Annotated in this window: 19 protein-coding genes; 6 read left to right on the top strand and 13 right to left on the bottom strand. The window is 37.9% G+C overall.

What is annotated here, in order from left to right:
• The first annotated feature begins 232 nt into the window (after positions 1–232).
• Positions 233–490, top strand: a complete 258-nt coding sequence (locus GD441_RS15340; RefSeq protein ID WP_153127306.1) for a DUF6154 family protein — start codon at positions 233–235, stop codon at positions 488–490.
• On the top strand, positions 487–612 hold the full coding sequence (gene ytzI, locus GD441_RS17690) for a YtzI protein (RefSeq protein WP_420849712.1): 126 nt from the start codon (positions 487–489) through the stop codon (positions 610–612). The genes GD441_RS15340 and ytzI overlap by 4 nt, the downstream gene beginning before the upstream one ends.
• Before the next feature lie 26 nt (positions 613–638).
• Here ytzI and GD441_RS15330 read toward each other — a convergent pair whose 3' ends face one another.
• The gene (locus GD441_RS15330; protein WP_153127305.1) at positions 639–1,112 is read right to left on the bottom strand and encodes an S-ribosylhomocysteine lyase; all 474 of its coding nucleotides are present in this window, start codon (positions 1,110–1,112) and stop codon (positions 639–641) included.
• A 255-nt stretch (positions 1,113–1,367) separates the two neighbouring features.
• Here GD441_RS15330 and yidD point away from each other — a divergent pair, with 255 nt between their 5' ends.
• Both yidD and GD441_RS15320 read left to right on the top strand, forming a co-directional pair.
• Positions 1,368–1,640, top strand: a complete 273-nt coding sequence (yidD, locus tag GD441_RS15325) for a membrane protein insertion efficiency factor YidD (protein ID WP_153127304.1) — start codon at positions 1,368–1,370, stop codon at positions 1,638–1,640.
• A gap of 86 nt (positions 1,641–1,726) precedes the next feature.
• Positions 1,727–2,749 (top strand): metal ABC transporter solute-binding protein, Zn/Mn family, encoded by a 1,023-nt coding sequence (locus GD441_RS15320; RefSeq protein ID WP_153127303.1) that lies wholly within the window; start codon positions 1,727–1,729, stop codon positions 2,747–2,749.
• A 370-nt stretch (positions 2,750–3,119) separates the two neighbouring features.
• Here GD441_RS15320 and GD441_RS15315 read toward each other — a convergent pair whose 3' ends face one another.
• From GD441_RS15315 to GD441_RS15285, 7 genes are all read right to left on the bottom strand, one after another.
• Complete coding sequence (locus tag GD441_RS15315; RefSeq protein WP_153127302.1) at positions 3,120–3,272, bottom strand: hypothetical protein; 153 nt, start codon at positions 3,270–3,272, stop codon at positions 3,120–3,122.
• A 144-nt stretch (positions 3,273–3,416) separates the two neighbouring features.
• Positions 3,417–4,529, bottom strand: coding sequence for an o-succinylbenzoate synthase (menC, locus tag GD441_RS15310; protein WP_153127301.1), 1,113 nt, complete (start codon positions 4,527–4,529; stop codon positions 3,417–3,419).
• The gene (locus GD441_RS15305; RefSeq protein WP_153127300.1) at positions 4,516–6,027 is read right to left on the bottom strand and encodes an o-succinylbenzoate--CoA ligase; all 1,512 of its coding nucleotides are present in this window, start codon (positions 6,025–6,027) and stop codon (positions 4,516–4,518) included. Before GD441_RS15305 ends, menC begins: the two co-directional genes overlap by 14 nt.
• A 93-nt stretch (positions 6,028–6,120) precedes the next feature.
• A complete protein-coding gene (menB, locus tag GD441_RS15300; RefSeq protein ID WP_153127299.1) occupies positions 6,121–6,939 on the bottom strand; it encodes a 1,4-dihydroxy-2-naphthoyl-CoA synthase in 819 nt (272 codons plus the stop codon).
• Between the two features lies 1 nt (position 6,940).
• Complete coding sequence (gene menH / locus GD441_RS15295) at positions 6,941–7,762, bottom strand: 2-succinyl-6-hydroxy-2,4-cyclohexadiene-1-carboxylate synthase (RefSeq protein ID WP_153127298.1); 822 nt, start codon at positions 7,760–7,762, stop codon at positions 6,941–6,943.
• The gene (gene menD, locus GD441_RS15290) at positions 7,746–9,509 is read right to left on the bottom strand and encodes a 2-succinyl-5-enolpyruvyl-6-hydroxy-3-cyclohexene-1-carboxylic-acid synthase (RefSeq protein WP_153127297.1); all 1,764 of its coding nucleotides are present in this window, start codon (positions 9,507–9,509) and stop codon (positions 7,746–7,748) included. The genes menH and menD overlap by 17 nt, the downstream gene beginning before the upstream one ends.
• The gene (locus GD441_RS15285; protein ID WP_153127296.1) at positions 9,496–10,908 is read right to left on the bottom strand and encodes an isochorismate synthase; all 1,413 of its coding nucleotides are present in this window, start codon (positions 10,906–10,908) and stop codon (positions 9,496–9,498) included. The genes menD and GD441_RS15285 overlap by 14 nt, the downstream gene beginning before the upstream one ends.
• A gap of 269 nt (positions 10,909–11,177) precedes the next feature.
• Here GD441_RS15285 and GD441_RS15280 point away from each other — a divergent pair, with 269 nt between their 5' ends.
• Together GD441_RS15280 and GD441_RS15275 are read left to right on the top strand one after the other, a co-directional pair.
• Entirely contained in the window at positions 11,178–12,113 is a 936-nt protein-coding gene (locus GD441_RS15280) for a 1,4-dihydroxy-2-naphthoate polyprenyltransferase (protein WP_153127295.1), read from the top strand.
• Between the two features lie 281 nt (positions 12,114–12,394).
• Positions 12,395–13,135: a TraR/DksA C4-type zinc finger protein gene (locus GD441_RS15275; protein ID WP_153127294.1), complete on the top strand. Its 741-nt coding sequence runs from the start codon at positions 12,395–12,397 to the stop codon at positions 13,133–13,135.
• 43 nt (positions 13,136–13,178) lie between these two features.
• Here GD441_RS15275 and GD441_RS15270 read toward each other — a convergent pair whose 3' ends face one another.
• The 5 genes from GD441_RS15270 to glgB are packed head-to-tail and all read right to left on the bottom strand — an operon-like array spanning position 13,179 to position 21,092.
• Positions 13,179–15,587, bottom strand: coding sequence for a glycogen/starch/alpha-glucan phosphorylase (locus GD441_RS15270; protein WP_153127293.1), 2,409 nt, complete (start codon positions 15,585–15,587; stop codon positions 13,179–13,181).
• Positions 15,577–17,028, bottom strand: a complete 1,452-nt coding sequence (gene glgA / locus GD441_RS15265) for a glycogen synthase GlgA (protein WP_153127292.1) — start codon at positions 17,026–17,028, stop codon at positions 15,577–15,579. Before glgA ends, GD441_RS15270 begins: the two co-directional genes overlap by 11 nt.
• The gene (locus GD441_RS15260) at positions 17,025–18,056 is read right to left on the bottom strand and encodes a GlgC family sugar phosphate nucleotidyltransferase (protein WP_153127291.1); all 1,032 of its coding nucleotides are present in this window, start codon (positions 18,054–18,056) and stop codon (positions 17,025–17,027) included. The genes glgA and GD441_RS15260 overlap by 4 nt, the downstream gene beginning before the upstream one ends.
• A 17-nt stretch (positions 18,057–18,073) precedes the next feature.
• A complete protein-coding gene (locus GD441_RS15255; protein ID WP_153127290.1) occupies positions 18,074–19,216 on the bottom strand; it encodes a glucose-1-phosphate adenylyltransferase in 1,143 nt (380 codons plus the stop codon).
• Complete coding sequence (glgB, locus tag GD441_RS15250) at positions 19,164–21,092, bottom strand: 1,4-alpha-glucan branching protein GlgB (protein WP_153127289.1); 1,929 nt, start codon at positions 21,090–21,092, stop codon at positions 19,164–19,166. Before glgB ends, GD441_RS15255 begins: the two co-directional genes overlap by 53 nt.
• Positions 21,093–21,768: the final 676 nt, after the last annotated feature.

Here is a 21,768-nt window from a genome sequence, read left to right as displayed (position 1 = left end):
TGTGTGTCCTTTATTAATGGATTTGGACGGGTTACCACCTGACTTATCCATTATAAAGGACTTTTTCTTTGCACAAAATAAAATAAGTGAAGATTGTGAGTCTTTTTAATATTAAAATTAAATTAATGCAACACTAGTGAGATAGACCAAATAATAGATAATTTATTCTATGCAAAAGGCTGCTAAAAAGCTCTTCTTACATAATGAAAATCAAAGAAAGGGGGAAAAATGGATGAAATTAATCGATGAATTATTTGAAATGTATCGAAATAAAATGACTGCAGATGAAGAAGATATTGATATGCTGGCATTTGCGGTTTTGGAGCAGTTTAACCATAGAGATTTAGTCGCTTTAATCAGCGAAATGAGTGAGCAGGAAATTAAAAATCTTATGGGCCTCTATATTATTGAGACGTTAAAGGGGAAGTTTGCACAAGAAGGGCTTTCACACCATAAACATCAAACCTATCATCAAAGAAATGTTCATTGAGCGTCATGACGACTTCAAAAGCATATGGTTACAAACATACTGTAGATACCTTAGAGAATAATCCATATTTAGAAGACCTTGAGAAAAATAAAAAAGAAGAAGAAAACATAATGAAAGGGTGACCAACTTGGCCACCCTTCTATAAATATTATGCAAATACTTGATGAAGTTCTTCTTTTGAGTGCTGCAACCAATAACGCATTAATTTCTTAGCACCTTCTAGGTCATGCAGCTTCGCCTGTCCGCATTGCTTTTCATTGGCAGCAGGAATTTCCGTAACATGAACAGATTCTTTCATTGTGTCTTCGAGGACATCAATTATTTCTGATACGGTTGGCTCACCACTGACAACAAGATAAAAGCCTGTCTGACAGCCCATTGGAGAAATATCAATGATATCGAAATGATCATATTTCTCAGAGTGCTTTCTAATATTAAAAGCAAGCAAATGCTCCAATGTATGAATCGCATCCGGCTTCATCGACTGCTTGTTTGGTTGACAAAAACGTATATCGAACTTGTTAACGACTCCGTCGCTACCTACTTTATGAACACCGCAATGTCTTACATACGGAGCCTTAACAGCATTATGATCAAGTTCAAAGCTTTCTACTGATGGCATAAGAATTCACTCCTAAAATAAGATTTACAATTATCATATTATTAATTCGGATTTTTTTCATCTAAATAGTATCATTTATTCTGAAAAATTATCGGGAAGAAACCCATTTTTCCCCATAGAAGGGCTATATCTGATGGAAAGCAGTTATAATGAAAAGAACGGATTTTATCCTTTATAATTGTATCATAAATAATTTCTTGAGTTATTACACCTTTCACGCATTTTTTTCCAATATATTAAAGGAAGGATTATTCAATGCTACAAAAAATTTTTATTGTGATCATTAGGTTTTATCAAGTTGTTATTTCACCTCTTAAACCGCCAACCTGCAGATTCTATCCCACATGTTCTCATTATGGACTGGAGGCAATCAAAAGATTTGGTCCAATAAAAGGCGGCTGGCTAACCATTAAAAGGATTGTGAAATGTCACCCATTTCATCCTGGAGGCTTCGATCCTGTGCCAGAAAAGAATGGAAATCAAAAGAATACATATCCTAATAAATCAGAAAACAAACAGGGATTCTAAACAAAGTTCTTGCGTCTTATCCCCTTTATAAGGTAAGATACTAAAGTTAAATCGTAATCATTTCGTTTAAAGGAGATTTATTCCGAATGAGAAAATTGATGATCACATTTATGCTGATAGTAGGATTGATATTGTCCGGATGTAATTCTGAGAACAATCAAAAAGAGGAAAAACAAGAGAACGGCAAATTAGTGGTTTATTCAACTGTTTACCCTTTAATGAATTTTACAAAAGTAATCGGGGGGGAATACGTGGAGGTTCATACAGTTTATCCTCCAGGTACTGATGAGCATACCTTTGAGCCGACTCAAAAAGATATTATTGACATGGCCAAATCCGATTTATTCTTGTATATCGGGCATAACTTAGAAGGTTTTGTGAAAAGCTCCGCGGACATTTTTAAAGACGAAGGTGTTAAAATGGTCGCAGTTGGCGAAGCTGTAAACCTTGAAGCATCCCATGAAGATCATTCTCACCAAGAAGGAACTGCAGAAGATCCTTCTCATAGTGAAGAAGATCATGAACATGATGAAGGTGATGTTGAAGAACACCATCATGAAGAGGATGAACACAGACATAACCACGGAGATGTAGATCCTCATATTTGGCTCGATCCGTTGTATGCAAAAGAGATGGCTGAAATCATTAAGGATTCACTAGCAGAGCTCAAACCAGACCAAAAAGAGTATTTTGAAAAAAATTATACTCAGCTTTCCTCTCAATTAGAGGAGCTCCATCATGAGTTTGAAACGACGATCAAGAATGCACCGAAGAAAAAAATAGTCGTCTCCCATGCTGCCTATGGCTATTGGGAAAAACGATACGGAATTGAACAAATAAGCATTGCTGGTATCTCAACTTCTAGTGAACCTTCCCAAAAGAAGCTAAAGGAAATCATTGAAAAAGCAAAAAATGATAACATTCAGTATGTTCTAGTCGAACAAAATGCACCTTCCAAACTAGCGGAAATTGTTCAATCGGAGCTAAAAGGCAAAACTCTTACCCTGCATAATTTATCTGTATTAACCAAGAAGGACATAGAACGCAATGAAGATTACTTTAGCTTAATGAAGAAAAACCTATCTACACTTGAAAAAGCTCTTCACTAAGTTTTGAAAGGCACTTCCAACTTTGGAGTGCCTCTCAGACTATTGGCAAACGCTCGCATTCATCGTCACAATCCCTCCTCCGGTGCTCATTACCGTCTAGGGTAACTCCGCGCCTCGCACGGGGTCGTTCCTCGACTGACAAGCGTCTGAATATACATTAATTTTACTTTATGATCTTTTACGCTAAACGAATAGAATCTACTGGTATTTCCTTTGCACCTTAGCAGCTATTCCATGGCTGTTAGCTGTAATCGTAGGACTAATTCTCATTACGTATGTACCTTCGATTTCCTTATGGCTGCCAAACTTCTTATATAGCCTATAATTTTTGGAGGCAGACATTAGAAAGACATGTCTGCCTGTATTTTTTTCAAGTCATTAATTCTTCATTTATTCCGCACTTTTCCATCAAAAATTTCAATTCTTCATCAGCAAGCTTAGTAATTTCTCGTACAACCCATGCTGGCATCTTTCTTATAAGTAATATTTCAGCTATTAAATACGGTTTTTCTTTATTATCCATAAGTCCCATCCTATGATTTGAATTTTCTGACTATTTATTCTTATTATAGCTGAAATCGAAAAAGGATGAAAATAAGCAAATGCCTATTTATTAAAAAACATTTCTTCTTACTCAGTAAAAAAGACTCATTCCATGATGAGCCTTTTATCTATCTAGTACAATACTTTCTTTATGAACCAACAATTTTATTAAATGCTTCCTATTTACCTCAAATCCAATTCCTGGCTTATGTGGGACGATAATCTGTCCATTTTTCACTTGAATTTCGGGCTCAATTATATCCCATTCCCAAAAACGAGAAGAGGAAGATAAATCTCCAGGAATCGTAAAGCCTGGAAGAGTCGCTAACGCTAAATTGTGCGCTCTGGAAATACCAAATTCAATCATTCCCCCACACCAAACAGGAATGTTGTTTTTGACACACAAATTATGAATTTTGACTGCCTCCATCCAGCCTCCTACCCTGCTCATCTTAATATTGATGATTTGACAGCTTTTAAGTGCAAGTGCACTTTTGGCTGCATGATACGATGTGATGCTTTCATCAAGGCAAATGGGTGTCATCAGGCTTTGTTGCAGCTCGCTATGCTCTACAATGTCATCGTGACCTAAAGGCTGTTCAATCATCATTAAGTTGAACTCATCAAGTTTCTTCAAATGCTGAAGATCCTTTAAGGAGTATGCTGAATTCGCATCAGCCATTAACGGAATATGTGGGTAATTCTGTCTAATTTCTTTCAAAAAAGAAAGATCACTTTCAGGGCTGATTTTAATTTTGTAACGCTGATAGCCTTCTTTTTCATATTCTTCAATAGAGAACATTGCATCCGTAACACTCTTTGACGCAATGACCACACCTGCTTGAACAGACTTTCTGCTACCTCCAAACAGTTCATAAAGAGGGATGTTTCTTTGCTTTGCATACAAATCCCATAAAGCCCCTTCTAGTCCCGCTTTTGCCATCCTGTTGCCTCTAAATTTCACAAATATACTTTCTAACTGACTAGGATGACTTATAGGCTTACTTTTAATGGCAGGTATAAGAAAATCCTTAAGCATATGAAGGCATGTTTTGATTGTCTCTTCTGTATACCATGGACTTGAAAAAGCGACAACTTCCCCATATCCACAATTTCCATCCTGATCAATGGTTTCGACTATAATCGCCTCTCTGTTCCTCACAACTTCCAAAGATGTTTCAAACGGCTTCTTTAAAGGAGAAGAGATAAGGTGTAAATTGACTTTACTTAGTTTCATCCTTTTCTTTCCTTTCCAGAAGCTTAAGCAACTCTCTTCTCAAGAGTTTATTTGAAGCATTCCTTGGGAGCTCCTTGACGAAATGAATCATCTTAGGAACCTTATAAGAAGCGAGAAGCTTTTTGCAATGCATTTTGATTTCATCCTCATCACACATTGCATGCTCGTTTAAGACAATAAAAGCGATCGGTACGTGTCCCCATTTTTCATCCGGTATTCCAGTTACACCCGCTTCAAACACAGCAGGATGCTTCATCAATACAGATTCAATTTCCGCTGGATAAATGTTTTCTCCACCTGAAATGATTAGATCCGAGCGACGATCCAGCACAAATAAAAAACCTTCTTCATCAAGAAAACCGATATCCCCGGTTTTGAACCAGCCATCAGAGAATGACTGGAGGTTAGCCTCTTCTCGGTTTAAATAGCCCTTTGTTACATTTTGACCTCTCACAAAGATTTCTCCTGAAACACTTGCCGGAGCTTCGCCATTGTCAGTCATGATTTTTATTTCACACGGAAAAAGTGCTTTTCCCGCTGATCCAAGCTTTGTTAAACTATACTCCGGTGACAATGTGGCAATTTGAGATGATGTTTCGGTCATTCCATATGTCTGATAGATCGGAATATCTAAATCACGACATCGCTCCAGCATGGGAAGCGGAGCCGGTCCTCCCCCCAAAAGCATACATCGGAAGGAGTCCGGATAACGGTTGTTTCCTAGGTTCTCAAGCATACGATTCAGCATGGATGAGACCACGGACACAATCGTTACTCCCTTTTCCATGATGCATCTGTTTACTTCTGCTTCAGAGAATCGTTCATGGAGGATCACCTTTATTCCATAAATCACACTTCTGAATAATATCGAAAGACCACTAATATGAAATAGTGGAACTGTACAAAGCCAGCAGTCATCTTCCTTTAGACCTAAATTTAAAACGGAACCGACCGCACTCCACCAATGATTCCCATAGGTTTGTTGTACCCCTTTTGGGTTTCCTGTCGTACCAGATGTATACATGATCGTAGCAGTATCCTGCATCGAAAATTGAGATTGAACGGGACATTCTAAGTATGGCATGCCATTTTTTAGATTTTCGACAAATACGACTTCTGTTCTCGAAAAACCCATCTCATCCAATTTTTCAGCCCATTCCTTTGTCGAAAATATCCATTCGGATCCTGAATCCTTCAATTGCCAAGACAATTCGCTTGAGCTTAGACGATTATTCAATAAAACGATTTCTGCACCAAGATATAAAAGAGCATGAAGGACAAAAACAGTTTGAAGATCATTTTTTAAGAGAACAGCTGCCCGTGAACCTTTTCTTACCCCGATACCGTACAACTTCCCTGCGGTTTCCGTGACTTTCTCATCCAGTTGAGAAAAAGTAACCCTCTCACTTTTATATTCAATGGCAACACGATCTGGAGTCAAAAACGCCCTTTTTTTTAGCCAATTCGGCAAATGCTTTTGTTCAAACACTATTTTCATCCCTTTTCTCTTTAATAGGATCAAGTATATAAAAACAGCCTGACAAGATAAGCTTGCCAAGCTGAGATGAAAAGCACAAGTGAATATAAGAAATCAAGGAAATCTTGGGAACTGGCCGAAGTTTGGCTTACGTTTTTCCTTAAACGCATCTCTTCCTTCCTTCGCTTCGTCCGTTGTATAGTAAAGTAGCGTTGCATCTCCTGCAAACTGCTGGAGACCTGCGAGACCGTCCGTGTCTGCATTGAAAGCAGCCTTTAAGAAACGAAGAGCAGTCGGACTCTTTTCAAGCATCTCTTCACACCATTTCACAGTTTCTTCTTCTAGCTGCTCAAGAGGAACTACTGTATTGACAAGTCCCATTTCCAATGCTTCCTGTGCATTGTATTGGCGGCATAGATACCAGATTTCACGAGCTTTTTTATGACCCACGATACGAGCTAAATAGCCGGATCCGTAACCTGCATCAAAGCTTCCTACCTTAGGACCTGTTTGTCCGAAAATCGCATTATCAGCTGCAATCGTCAAGTCACATACTACGTGTAGTACATGACCGCCTCCAATTGCATAGCCGGCTACCATAGCTACAACTGGCTTTGGAATAACACGGATTAAACGCTGAAGATCTAAAACGTTTAATCGTGGAATTTGGTCTTCACCCACATATCCACCGTGTCCGCGAACCTTTTGATCTCCGCCGGAGCAGAACGCCTTGTCGCCCGCACCCGTTAAAATAATCACGCCGATATTCGCATCGTCTCTTGCATAGGCAAAAGCATCCATCAACTCCATAACCGTTTTTGGACGGAATGCGTTATGTACTTCAGGACGGTTAATGGTAATTTTAGCAATTCCATTGTATGTTTCATATAATACATCTTCGTATTCACGCTCAAGCTTCCATTCAATCGCCATCTTATAATCCTCCTTTATTCTTCATTAAAAACTCACTAACTATTTTACCAAACTTTTCAGGTTGTTCCACATGAATTGCATGCCCTGCTTCAAGAATTGTTTCCCAATAACAGTTTTTAATGGAATGGGACATTTGTTCAGCAATACGGCAAAACTTCGTATCCCATTCTCCTGTGATCATCAAAACGGGAATTTTGATAGTTGACAGACTACTCCACCAAGAAGGCTGAGCGCCTGTTCCCATACCGAGCAGGCTATTTGCCAAGCCTAAAGGATTGTTATTCAGCCTTGCATTCCTAATTTTCTCTCTTTTCTCATGTAGTAACCTTAACTGGCTTTGAAAAAGAGGGATGCTTTCCCAATAATCCACAAATTTCTCAATGCCTTCGTTTACTATGCGTTTAGCTAGCTTCTCATCGCTAATTTTTCTGTTTTCTCTCTCATTTTCTGTCTCTAATCCAGGAGAAGCACTCTCCAAAATCAAAGCAGAAACTCGATCTGGAAAAAGAAGGGCAAAGGTAAGGGCAAGTCTTCCTCCCATGGAATAACCGAGCATAACTGTTTTGTCTATTCCAAGCTTATCCAAAATATTTTTAATATCCTCTGCTACTGCTTGGATATTATACCTTTCAACTTCCTTAGGAGATTCTGTTTTCCCGTGCCCAATAATGTCTAAGCAAATGACTTTATAGTCTACTTTTAACGGATCTATGATCTCAGTCCATGTGCTACTATCACCTGAAAAGCCATGTAATAAGACGAGCGGAGCTCCATTCCCATATATTTCGACATAATAATCGACACCATTAACATGAATTTTCATTTGTTTCTCCATGATTTGACAATAAAATTTCCCGGGAAACATAATTCCACAACCTTCGATGTGACGTTACATTTTCCTGCCTGTCTGTCCGGACTTCAATTACGTTAAGTCCTTCTGAATGGATCGCTCTCTGAAGGCTTTCCTCAAAATGCTCCCAGTCTCTAGCTTTTACATAGGTACCCCCATACAAAGCTACCAGATGGGAAAAATCAAGTCCATGTGGAGTTCCAAAAACTTGCTCGAAGTATTTTTCTTCACTTGACTGAGGAAGAAAAGAAAAAATGCCTCCGCCATCATTATTCACTAGGACAATGGTTAAGTTTTGCTTTTGCAATTTAGCAGCTAGGAGTCCATTTGAATCATGGAAAAAACTTAGGTCGCCAAGCACTAGAACAGTGGGTTCCTTAACCGTACTGATTCCTAAGGCCGTCGATATTGTTCCATCGATTCCGTTCGCTCCGCGGTTGGCATAAATCGAAATATCCTTATCATTAGTATGAAAAAATGTATCAAGGTCCCTAATTGGCATGCTGTTACTTACAAAAAGATTCGTTCCTTTTGGTAATAAATCTCCTAGAATAGAAAACAGCTTTCCTTCATTTAAATCTTTTTCATCTCTAATGGATTGCAAGGCTGATTTTGTGACTTTATTTAATTTTCGCCACTTTTCTAGCCAATTCATGTTCTCTTTCTTTTCTATTAGCGGAATTAATCTATCGCAAAAAAGAGCTTCATCACAATACACCATATGAGTGGCGGTGCCCACAGGATCTCTCCATTCTGCCCCACCATCCACAACATAATGCTTTGCAGCTTTATGCTTTTTCAAGAAAAGGGTCAATGCTTTTGAAACTGGCATGGCCCCAAATCTTATCACAATTTTTGGTTGCATCTCTTCTATATGCTCTTCAAATCTAAGGAAGGTATCGTAGCAATCAATAATATTCGTTTTTGCATGGCTTCCGCTGCGCAATTGAGATAGCGGATCAGCTAAAATAGGATAACCTAATTTTTCAGACATGACCGTAACAGATTCTGCAAACCTTTCATGATCTGTGAAACCGCATACAATAATCCCATCTTGTTCGGTCAAGTCTTCAGAAATTTTTTTGAATTCCATTTCTGATACAGTCAGTTCTCCGTTTTGAATAGATACTAACGGCCCCCAACCACGGTTGTTATGAAAATATTGATCATCCCCCATGATCGGCACAAGGGGCTCTCTCAATGGGAAATTCAAGTGTACGGGACCTCTAGGTGATTGGAGTGCCGTAGAGGCCGCTCTTGCACAAAAAGATCTGACAAAACGAATGATATCTTCGTTATTTTCCGGTAACGGCATTTCCGCAAACCATTTCACATGCTTTCCATACAGATGAATTTGATCGATTGCCTGAGGAGCACCGACCTCTCTTAATTCATGGGGGCGATCTGCAGTTAGCACAATCAGCGGTACTCTTGAATAGGATGCTTCAATAACAGCAGGATAATAGTTAGCAGCAGCAGTTCCTGACGTACATAAAAGTACAACTGGCTCTTTCAAAGCCTTGGCTAAACCGAGGGCAAAAAATCCTGCAGAACGCTCATCAATATTCATATGGACATGAATATCTTCATGCTTAGCAAGCAATAACGCAAATGGGGTTGAACGAGAACCGGGACTGACAACAGCATGCTTTACACCTACTTGTGCCAATTCATCAACAAAAGCTGCAACATATGCCGTTAAGGCTTCACGATGTTCCATGAGAACCTCCTTCGAGTGCATGTAACATTGGTTTAAACTTGATTGAGGTTTCTTTATATTCTTCTTCCGGTGAAGAATCTGCCACGATTCCACAGCCAGCAAATAAGGATGCATGATTTCCTTGTATCAACCCTGAGCGAATGGCGACAGCAAACTCTCCATTACCATATGAATCTGTCCATCCAATCGGTCCGGCATATAAACCTCTTTCTAACAGCTCATTTTCTCGAATCCATTTCACAGCAACTTCTTTTGGTAATCCACCTAGTGCAGGAGTTGGATGAAGTTCGCTGACAAATTGGAAGATGGATAAATCGTCTTCGCATTTGGCTTTGACAGGCGTATACAAGTGTTGAACATGCTTTGTTCTTATCAATACTGGTTCGTTTGGAATATCTACTTCGCTGCAGTAAGACTCCATAACCTTTTTGATCATAGATACGACATATTGATGCTCAATAAGATTTTTATGATCATGAAGAAGCTGTTTTCCTAACTCCTCATCTTCTTCCATTGATTTCCCTCTTCCAATCGAACCTGCTAAACATGTAGACAATATCTCATTGCCTGTTTTTTTGACTAACCTTTCTGGGGTTGCCCCGATAAAACAGTCACTTGCAACCTCCAAAGAGAATATATAGCTGGTCTCTTGTTCTTCAATTAGCCGTTCTAATACGGTTTCAGACAATATAGAGGATTGAAAAGTAAGGCGGATTTCACGAGCCAAAACCACTTTATCCATAAGATGATGTTTAATATCCTCTACGGCTGCAGCTACTTGATGCTTCCAAGCTTCTGGCTCAATTTCCTCAAGCTTCAAAAGTTTATTAGGTTCCGCTTTTTCTCGATGCTTTTCTTTTAAAAGTTGGTCGATTTGATGAAATGATTGGAGTACTGTATCAATCTCATCCTCAGGAGACAGCAATACATTTGTTGTCAAATATGTTCCTTCATTTCCACTCGTTAAGACATACTTCGGAACATAAAAAAAATGATCGCCAAATTGATCCCATAAAGCTGAATTACTTTTATTTTGATCAAAAGAAAAAGCACCAAATAAGAAAGGGCCCGTTGCTGGAATGTTCTCTTTTCCGAAAGTAATTTTGTCTTCTATTAGTTTTTTCCATTTATTATAAATCCCTTTATACCGGTCTTGTCCCTTATTTACTGTCAGCTTGTCAATTTTTCCAAGCCCGGCAATGGTCGTTACTCCATTCGGTTCACGCCAATAAAAACGCTCTCCAAGAAACAGCTCTCTTCCTGATTGATAAAAAGAAAGGGGGCTTAATTCTTGCATTTTCCTAACTTCACTAAACAAAATGTTCTTATGTGAATATTTTGCTTTCAATAAGGCTTTCCGCAAGGCATCAAGGAGTTCTGTTCCGTGTAAAATTGTCAAATTGATCCCCCCTAAAAACATATAATCATACCTTTTAAACCTATTTAAAGATACACCTCTAATTCCAATTATGTCAATAATTCCGGCTTCTTATGGTGCGAATTTATCCAAGTTTTTTCCTTATTATTATACTTCTTTTTTTCATTATTCCTTTTCCCTTATAAAAAGTCGTTGACACTTTATTGTCCTTTTCCTACACTTAAAGTGTGAAGATTTTTAGACAAAAATTTTAAAAATAATTGGCGATATACATTTAGGGGAGAGACAACATGCAAACGCAAATTCCTACTAACACTTCTCCGGTTGTTCCAAAACGACCGCATTGGAAAGTGTGGTGGCAGCTAACACGTCCGCATACGCTTACTGCAGGCTTTGTTCCTGTTTTAATTGGAACTGCGTTAGCCATACAGGACCATAAAATCGATAGTATGCTTTTCGTAGCCATGATGCTGGCTAGCCTACTGATTCAAGCTGCAACGAATATGTTCAATGAGTATTATGATTTTAAAAGAGGGCTTGATAATGAAGAATCTGTTGGTATTGGCGGAGCAATTGTAAGAGAAGGAATATCCCCAAAAGCAGTAATGGGAATCGCTTTAGCTTTATATGCGATTTCTGTTTTAATAGGCGTATACATTTGCATGGAAAGCAGTTGGTGGATTGCAGCGATCGGTGTTTTATGTATGGCTGCAGGATACTTGTATACAGGGGGACCCGTTCCAATTGCCTATACTCCATTTGGTGAAATCGTTGCTGGATTTTTCATGGGAGTCCTAATCATTTTAATTTCATTCTATATACAATCCGGTACAGTAACAACAACTGCGGTTTTTGTTTCAATACCTATTGCTATATTGGTAGGTGCCATCCTTTTAGCTAATAATATTCGTGATTTGGACGGAGATAAGGAATACGGACGAAAAACACTGGCAATTCTGTTGGGCAGAAAAGGTGCTATTTACCTCTTAGCTGCGATGTTTGTGACTTCATATGCCTGGGTAGTTGGCTTAATTGCCGCAGGACAAGTTTCCTTCTGGCTTCTGCTAGTATTCTTAAGCGTTCCGAAGGCAGTTAAGGCCACAAAAGGCTTTATTGGTAAAACTGCTCCTATTCAAATGATGCCGGCTATGAAAGCAACGGCTCAAACCAATACAATATTCGGTTTCTTACTATCCTTCGGCTTGTTTATTAGCTATTATTTGTAAAAAAAGACCCGACAAGGGTTTTTTTTTTTGGCTCATTTTGCAAATTTTGTTCCTTTTTACTGAAGCATTGGATGATATGAGCTTATTTGAGTAAATGAATTTTGGTTTGTGTACAAAGCGGAAATCAACGGACAAACTTTAAAGTCTAAAAACAACAATCTATGCGAAAAGAGCCAATAATATAAATAAAACTCCACTCCTTACAGATTTAGAAAAACAAACATGCTTTTTACTTTTAATGCTCATACTAAATAAGAGATTGGTAAAAGGAGTGGGATGATATGGCAACAGAACAACAGCTAAAGCAATTAAAACAAGAACTGTTATCTCAAAAAGATCAGCTTGAAAGAAGCATGAACAATACGGGAATTGAAATGAATCAACGTAATCAAAGAGAAAATGTTGGAGAGTTATCCAATTACGATAATCATCCGGCCGATATGGGAACAGAGCTTTACGAGCGGGAAAAAGATACGGCACTTGGTATACATGCGGCCTCGGAGCTCTATAAAGTCAATCAGGCATTGAAAGCAATGGATAATGGCACATACGGAACATGTGCTGAATGTGGAAAAGAAATTCCTTTCGAAAGGCTTGAAATTCTTCCCTCCACTTTATATTGTGTCGATCATTCAAAAGATCAAACAACGCCTAGTGATCGTCCGGTTGAAGAAAAACTATTAGAACCTCCTCATACCGACTCCTTCGCCCGAAGAAGAAACTGGTATATTGTCGATCACGAAGATAGTTTTCAAGATGTGGCAAGATATGGCACCTCAGAAACCCCTTCTGACTACACAGGAAATCACTCAGATTATGGAAGCCTTTATCATGATGAAGATGAATTAGAAGGGTTTACAGAACAAATAGAATCCTTTGTCGGCAATGACATGCACGGAAAAAACAGAAAGGTTTATCGCACAAAGTCCCATGAAGAATATGAAGAATTGCTCGATCTTGAGGATGTCGAATCAATGATCGGCAATATCCCATACCATGAAAGTGACGGGTATGTAGAATAAGAAAAAGCGGAACCTTCATGGGAGGCTCCGCTTTCTTTTACCATTACTGCAAGACATTTTGTGGGGTTGAAATTTTCCAAATATCTTTCGCATATTCCCCAATGGTCCGATCACTTGAAAAATAGCCTGAGTTTGCGATGTTGATAAGACTTTTCTTTGACCATTCTAGAACGTTACTGAAATCCATTCCAATACGTTCTTGTGCTTCAGCATACGAGCTAAAGTCTTTCAACACGAAATATTGATCGTTTTGCATAAGCAATGAATCATAGATCGGTTCAAAATGGCCGTAGGAATCTGAAACGATTCCGTTGACTAAGCCATCTACAACTTCACGAATCCGCCTATCATAATGATAGTATTCCCTTGAATGATACCCGCCATTTTGGTAGTAATTCATTACTTCTTCAGCTCTTAATCCAAAAATATAAATATTTTCCGATCCTATTCTTTCAAAAATCTCCACATTGGCCCCATCCATTGTTCCTAGTGTGACAGCACCATTCATCATGAATTTCATATTCCCTGTACCCGATGCTTCCTTACTGGCAGTTGATATTTGCTCACTGACATCGGCAGCAGGGAATATCTCTTCAGCGAGAGAGACTCTATAATTCTCTAAAAATACTACTTTAATATAATCACAGACTTCCTTATCGTTGTTCACAAGATCCGCTACTGTATTAATTAGTTTAATAATTTTTTTGGCATAATAATAACCAGGAGAAGCTTTGGCCCCGAAAATGAATGTTCGAGGATAAGGCTTAAAGTTTCGATCTTCTTTCATCCGATTAAATAAGTAAAGAATGTGCAGTACATTCAAAAGCTGTCTTTTGTATGCATGCAAGCGTTTTACCTGTACGTCAAAAATAGACGCTAAGTCAACCTTCGTACCAGTCTGTTGCAAGATTCTCAAAGCAAGCTTTTCTTTATTTTTTTGCTTAATGTCCTTTAGCCTTATCAAAAATTGCTCATCATCTTTAAGCCTCATTAATTCAGTAAGCTGTTCTGGCTGCCTAATCCACTTATCACCGATTCCCTCTTTAATGAGCTTTGTCAATTCAGGATTTGCTTTAATGAGCCATCTCCTATGAGTGATTCCATTCGTTTTATTATTAAATTTTTCCGGTTCATACTGATAAAACAAATTCATTTCCCTATGCTTCAGTATCTCCGTATGCAAATAGGCAACCCCATTTACACTGTGACTTCCCACAATAGCAAGGTGCGCCATCTTTACTTGATCATGTGCGATAATCGCCATCTCTTCTATTCGCTTCCAGTCACCCTCGTACTTTTTCCAAAGCTCTCGACAAAATCTTTCATTTATTTCCTCAACGATCATGTAAATGCGGGGAAGGAGTGGCTTAAAAATACGAATAGGCCACTTTTCAAGTGCTTCTGACATCGTTGTATGATTGGTGTAAGAAATTGTTTTTGTAGTGATTTCCCATGCTTCTTCCCAACCTAGTCTTTCTTCATCCAATAGAATCCGCATTAGCTCCGGAATAGCAAGGACAGGATGTGTGTCATTAATATGGATTGACACTTTTTCATGTAAATCCCGTATGTTATTATTTTTCTTTCGATATGAGCGAATAATGGAGCGCACACTAGCAGCCACAAGGAAATATTGTTGCTTTAGACGCAAAATTTTCCCTTCATCATGCGTATCATCAGGATATAAAATTTCTGACACAGCTTCCGTTTCTTTTTTATACTGCATGACATCCTTATGATAAGGCAAAGGTGACGGTTCAGCGCTCCACAAACGTAAAGCGTTAACAGTCTTATTTCGATAGCCTACAATGGGCATATCATAGGGAACAGCCATGATGGTTTCTGCTTCTAAATGCTGAAAACATAATCGCTCTCCATCATGATAAGTCTGTACTCTTCCCCAAAAAGGAATTTCAACTGCCAAGTCTGGTTTTCTTACTTCCCACACATTCCCTTGACGAAGCCACTGTTCAGGAAGCTCAACCTGAAAGCCATCTACAAACTTTTGCTCAAATAAGCCGTGCTTGTAGCGAATTCCACAGCCATGGCCTGGTAGCTCAAGAGATGCCAGTGAATCAAGAAAACAGGCGGCCAGTCGTCCTAACCCACCGTTACCCAGCCCGGCATCTGATTCAGCCTCTTCAATTTCATCAAGGTTTATATTAAGTTCCTTCAGCCCCTTCTTCACTACATCTGTGATTCCAAGATTTAATAAATTATTGCCCAATAGTCTTCCTAAAAGAAACTCAATGGATAGATAGTAAACTGTTTTCGCTTTTGTAAAACGATATTTTTCATTGGTCAAGATCCAGTATTCACTGATATACTCCCGTACCATTTGGCCGAGCACTTGATATTGGTCCTGTTTGGTTGTCTCTTCGAAGCTCTTACCATACGTAGATTCTAATTTTTTCAAAAAAATAGACTTAAACGATTGAACACTAGAAAACATGGCTTCCACTCCTACTAACTAGCTCTGCGTACATCCTATTATACTTAAACGCTGATTTGGCCCAGCTGTAATCCCTGCCCATTGCTTCTTTTACAATTTCATCCCATACTTTTTTATTATGATAAAAGCTTAAAGCTCTTTTTATGGTATATAGCATGTCATGAGCGTTGAAATTCGTGAATGAAAAACCGTTCCCTTCATGTGTATATTCATTGTAGGATTGAACGGTATCGTTTAATCCCCCGGTTTCCCTCACAATAGGAATAGCTCCATATCGCATGGCAATTAATTGTCCAAGCCCACATGGTTCAAACAGTGACGGCATTAAAAACAAATCAGCTGCAGCGTATACTCTGTGTGCCAGCTCCTCATTAAAACCTATATGTACCTTCAATTTATGTGGATACTGCCATTCCATTGCTTTAAAGAAGCCTTCAAATTCTGCATCTCCAGTTCCCAGCACGATCATTTGGATGTCTTCCTGCATGATTTCATGGAAAACTCTTTTTACTAAACTAAAACCCTTTTGCTCAGTTAAGCGCGAAATAATTACCATAAGTGGAATATCACTTCTTTGCTCCAAACTAAAATACCGTTGGATATCTGTTTTATTAGGCCTTTTGTTGCTACGATCTTTTACACTATAATTAGCCGAAATATTTGGATCCTTTTCAGGATTGTAGGCCTCATCATCAATTCCATTTAATATTCCGATCAGCGACCTTTGACGGGAACGAAGAAGACCTTCTAGTTTCTCTCCGAAAAATTCTGTTTGAATCTCGTTCTTATATGTAGGACTTACTGTTGTAATTGTATCAGAAGCGATGAGTGCTGCCTTCATAAAGTTGACATGACCATAAAACTCCAGCTGCTCTGAATTAAAATAATGCTCATTGATTCCAAGCAGATCACTTAGAATTTCTTTCGGAAAGATCCCCTGAAACAATAAATTATGGATAGTAAATACCGTTTTTATTTGGTTATATCCATTTCTTCTTTGATATTCTGTCCGAAACAAGAATGGAATCATCCCTGTGTGCCAATCATGGCAATGTATAACATTGGGAAAATATCCGATTGCACCGATACTTTCTAACACAGCTCTGCAAAAATAAGAGAACCTCTCACCGTCGTCATAATGCCCGTATAGTTTATCTCGATAAAAATAATATTCGTTATCGATAAAGTAATAGGTGATCCCTTCATGAACCAACTCGAAAATTCCGCAATACTGCTGTCTCCACCCTACATGGACTGTGATTTCGGAGATTTTTTTCATTTTGTTTTTATAGGTATCATGAATCGTTCCATATTTAGGCATGATGACCCTGACATCTGTTCCTTGGTTATTTAGTTCCTTTGGTAAAGAGCCTGCCACATCTGCAAGGCCGCCTGACTTTTCAAAGGGAACACATTCTGAGACGGCAAAAAGTACTTTCACTGGTTCATCAACGCTCCTTGGACGACGCCTTTTTTTACTACAATCGGCTTGTTTGGTCTAAGTGGAACCAGTTCAATCCCATCTTCTATCTTTACGTCTTTATCTGATATGACAGAATCGAGATAACAATTTTCACCGATTTGAGTTTTTTGCATAATAATACAATTCTTGATCACTGTACCCTTACTAATTTTCACGGCCCTTGAAATAATACTATTTTCCACATGACCTTCAATGATGCAGCCATTTGCAATCATGGAATTTTCCACAACAGCCCCTTTTCCATAGTAAGTTGGGGGTTCATCCTTTACTTTCGTATAAATGGGTTGGTCTTTCCTAAATAGCTTCTTCCATGTAAATGAATCTAACAGCTGCAAGCTTGTATGATAATAGAGTTCTACTGAATCGATCATGACAAAGTAATCATCATATTCATAAGAACAAATTGCATAGCGGTTATTCGAGTCATTCATAACATCTTTTAAACATGTATATCCCGTAATATCTTTTGTCTCAAGCAATTCAATTAGGAGCTCTCTTTTTAACAGATAAACTTCAAGAGAATTTCCGTACTTAGTGAGCTCTGTAATATCACATTTGTTTTCAATATGACGATCTAATACGTCGTTAAAGTCCATGTTAAAAACGGAATAGCAGTTAGCAACGATTACGTATTCTTGCTTACTTCTTTTGAAATAGTTAATATGATAGGCAAAATGGTCAAACGCCCCAATCTGTTTATAAAGGGCATCGAACATAGGTGCCGGGAAGAAAAATAATCCGTCGCGTTTTCTGTTTAGATCCCAATTCCTACCAGAACCTAAATGATCCATTAACGATCGATAATTATATTTCGGAAACACACCAACACTCGTGATCCCCGAGTTAACCATACTGGATAAAACAAAGTCTATTAAACGGTATCTCCCACCAAAAGGAAGTGCAGCGATCGTTCTGTGCAATATTAAGTCCTTAAGTGATTTATGGAAAGTAGTTGCATCTATTACGCCCATAAGACTTGTATTCATTCCATACGCCCCCTCTTTTAATTGCTAATAAATGAATATTCCTCTTCACAAACTAGTACAACTTCTCCTTCTTGCTCAGGACGAATGATCGTACCCCTTGGGATGAAACAATTTGGCGGAACAATTGCATTTTCAATGACTACATCTGCTTCTATAATGGCATCAGGCATCACAACCGATTGATGCACTTTACTATTCTGTCCAATTGATACCCCCTGGAATAACACTGACTTTTCAATAATCCCTTCCACATAGCATCCTTCATTAATAAGTGAATCTGTAACCGTTGCATGAGGAGCAATATATTGAGGAGGCTGATTTGGATTGACGGAATAGATTCTCCAATTATGATCAAATAAGTTTAATTTACAATTTTCATCTAATAAGTCCATGTTTGCTTCCCATAGGCTCTTGACGGTTCCAACATCTTTCCAATAGCCACTGAAAGGATACGCCATTACATTTTTCTTTGCTTTAAGAAGATTCGGAATGATGTCTTTGCCAAAATCACGACTAGAATTCGGATCATTAGCATCTTTTATGAGAAATTCCTTTAATACCTTCCAATTAAAAATATAAATACCCATGGAAGCTAAATTATTCTTCGGATTGGACGGCTTTTCTTCAAATTCTACAATTTCCATTTCTTCGTTTGTATTCATAATACCGAACCTACTTGCTTCTTCCCATGGCACCTCAATAACGGAAATAGTTGCATCCGCACCTTTTTTCTCATGGTATTCAAGCATCAAAGAATAATCCATCTTGTAAATATGATCACCTGAAAGAATTAGGACATATTCCGGTTTATATCTTTCAATATAGTTCATGTTTTGATAGATTGCACTTGCAGTCCCTGTATACCATTTCACCTCAGAGGAAGCGGAATAGGGCGGTAATACGGTTACTCCCCCATTTCTCCTATCTAAGTCCCAGGCGCTGCCTATACCAATATAGGAATTAAGAACAAGAGGCTGATATTGTGTTAAAACTCCCACTGTGTCAATACCGGAGTTCGTGCAGTTGCTTAATGTAAAATCGATAATTCTGTACTTTCCCCCAAAAGGGATTGCAGGCTTTGCAATTGTTTTAGTTAAAGAGTTTAATCTAGTTCCTTTTCCTCCCGCTAGGAGCATCGCTAAGCACTTTGTTTTCACCATTACCTTTCCTCTCCTTTCTTTTCTTAACAAGCTTTAATATGCTTACACCATATGGTGGCACTTTCATCGTGATATATTGCTCCCGGCCATGATAAAAACCATCTTTTGTTTTCAAGATTTTATAATTGATGTGATGTGTGCCCCCAAACCTTTCATCATCACTATTAAAAACCTCTCGATATTCTCCTTTCTTGGGTACCCCAATTTTGTAATTTCCATAATTAATATTCTTGAAATTACAAACAAATAACAGAAAATCTTCCTCCTTACTCTTTCTAACGAAACTAAAGATGGACTGTGCTGCATTATTTACATCAATCCACTCGAAGCCTTCTAAAGAATGATCTAATTCATAAAGTGGCTTTGAACGTCTGTAAAATTTCAGCAACTCTCTAATATATGCATCCATTTTTCGATGCATGTCATAATTAAATAAATTCCAATCTAACTGATCTAGGTCCTTCCATTCTGAAAATTGACCGAACTCTCCTCCCATAAAGAGAAGCTTTTTGCCAGGATGACCAACCATATAACCATAGAGAAGCCGTAATTGTGCAAATTTCTCTTCGTACGTCCCTGGCATCTTGTTTAATAGCGATTTTTTTCCATGAACGACCTCATCATGTGAAAAAGGAAGAACAAAATTTTCTGAGAAAGCATACATCAAAGAAAATGTAACCTTATGATGTAAAAACGTTCTTTTTTCCGGTAATTCCTCCATATATTTCAAAATGTCATTCATCCAACCCATATTCCATTTATAATTAAATCCAATTCCTCCTACATGAGTCGGCGCTGTAACCATTGGCCAATCTGTCGAATCTTCAGCAATCATGAGCACTGTTGGATCATGCTGAAAAACGACCCGATTTAATTTTTTTAGAAAATCAATAGCATAACGATTCGGAATCTTTTCATCACCTGGCCAGTAAATAATATTTGCCACTGCATCTACTCTAAATCCATCGATATGAAAATATTCAATCCAAAACAATGCGTTGGAAATTAAAAAGCTCTGTACTTCATTTTTCCCCAGATCAAAATTGGCAGTTCCCCATATGAAGTTTTCTCTGTCTTTTTCATTGGGATAATCATATACCGGCTCTCCATCAAACATATACAAACCGTGAGCATCCTTACAAAAATGCCCCGGTACCCAATCTAAAATAACTCCAATATTATGCTGATGACATTGATCGATGAAATACATTAAATCTTTTGGTGTGCCGTAACGGCTAGTTGCGGAAAAATAGGAGACTCCTTGGTAGCCCCAGGATCTGTCATAGGGATGTTCAACCAGTGGTAAAATTTCTATATGAGTGAAACCATGCTCTTTTATATATGGAATTAACTCATTTGCAAGTTCAGCATAAGAATAATATTCACCACTGTCCTTAAGCTTCCAGGATCCTATATGAAGCTCATAAATAAAGAGAGGTTCATGATAAATTGATTTCTTTTCTTTGCTTTTAATCCATTTCTGATCATTCCACTTATACCCTTTGATGTCGTATACGATTGAGGCTGTATTTGGCCTGATCTCCGAGAAAAAGGCAAATGGATCTGATTTAAGAAGTGTTACTCCCTTCTTAGTTACGATTTCATATTTATAAAGCTCACCACTAAGGTCTAATGGAATTGTAAGGCTCCAAATACCCTGATCATTTTGCTTGATCAATCGGAAACCATTTGAATTCCAGTTATTAAAGCTACCAATTAGATTTACTTGGACTGCGTTCGGAGCCCAAACCGTAAAACGAGTAGCGACTTTTCCTTCATAACTTAAAAGATGGCTTCCAAACAGCTCATACGCCTTAAAAAGATTTCCTTCATGAAATAAATGAGTTTCAAAACTGGTAGGGGAGTATTGAATCATCCATTTGCACTCCTGTGTGATATATTTATTTAATCTTAATTGAAAAATAAAAGATTTTCCTTTTACCTAACAATATCTCCACTGTTTGTTATTATTAGGATATTAATTCAATTCTCTTTAAAAAGTTTTTTTCCTTTTAAAATAAATAAAATTATCACAATATTTACAAAGTAGAATAATTTAAGAAAAAAATCGCAGTAGGAAAATTATCTAAAAAAAATAAATTTTAGTGGAAGATAAATCATGAAACTTGTGAGTTGTAGAGGAATTTATAGAAGGAGTCTACAGTTAAAGACTTTTTTTGAGGTTTGTGCTTTCTCTAAATGATCAAATACTTCTATATTCCGTTATAGGTTACGTTACTTCATTTATTAAGAAACAATTGAAATAAGAGACAATTTAGTGGAGACACACAGTTTATTAATATAATAATTCAAATATAGGACTACAAAGAAGATTTATGTAATGTTTTTAAGAAAGGCTCTATAATAAATGTTGGGGTTTTCATACAATTTTGGTCAAAAAAAGACACGCACCCCCGTCATTCTTTTATACTTGAATTGTCCAGAAACAAGTAAAAAGAATGGAGTTGCGTGTACTATGAATTCTATCATGAATATCCCAGGATTAAAAGACTGTCAGGTGATAAAAATGGAGGAGCGTAAAGGGGAAATCC

Source organism: Peribacillus tepidiphilus, from assembly GCF_009466385.1.
GTDB lineage: Bacteria > Bacillota > Bacilli > Bacillales > DSM-1321 > Bacillus_BN > Bacillus_BN tepidiphilus.
This window is presented reverse-complemented; position numbering and strand designations above follow the sequence as displayed.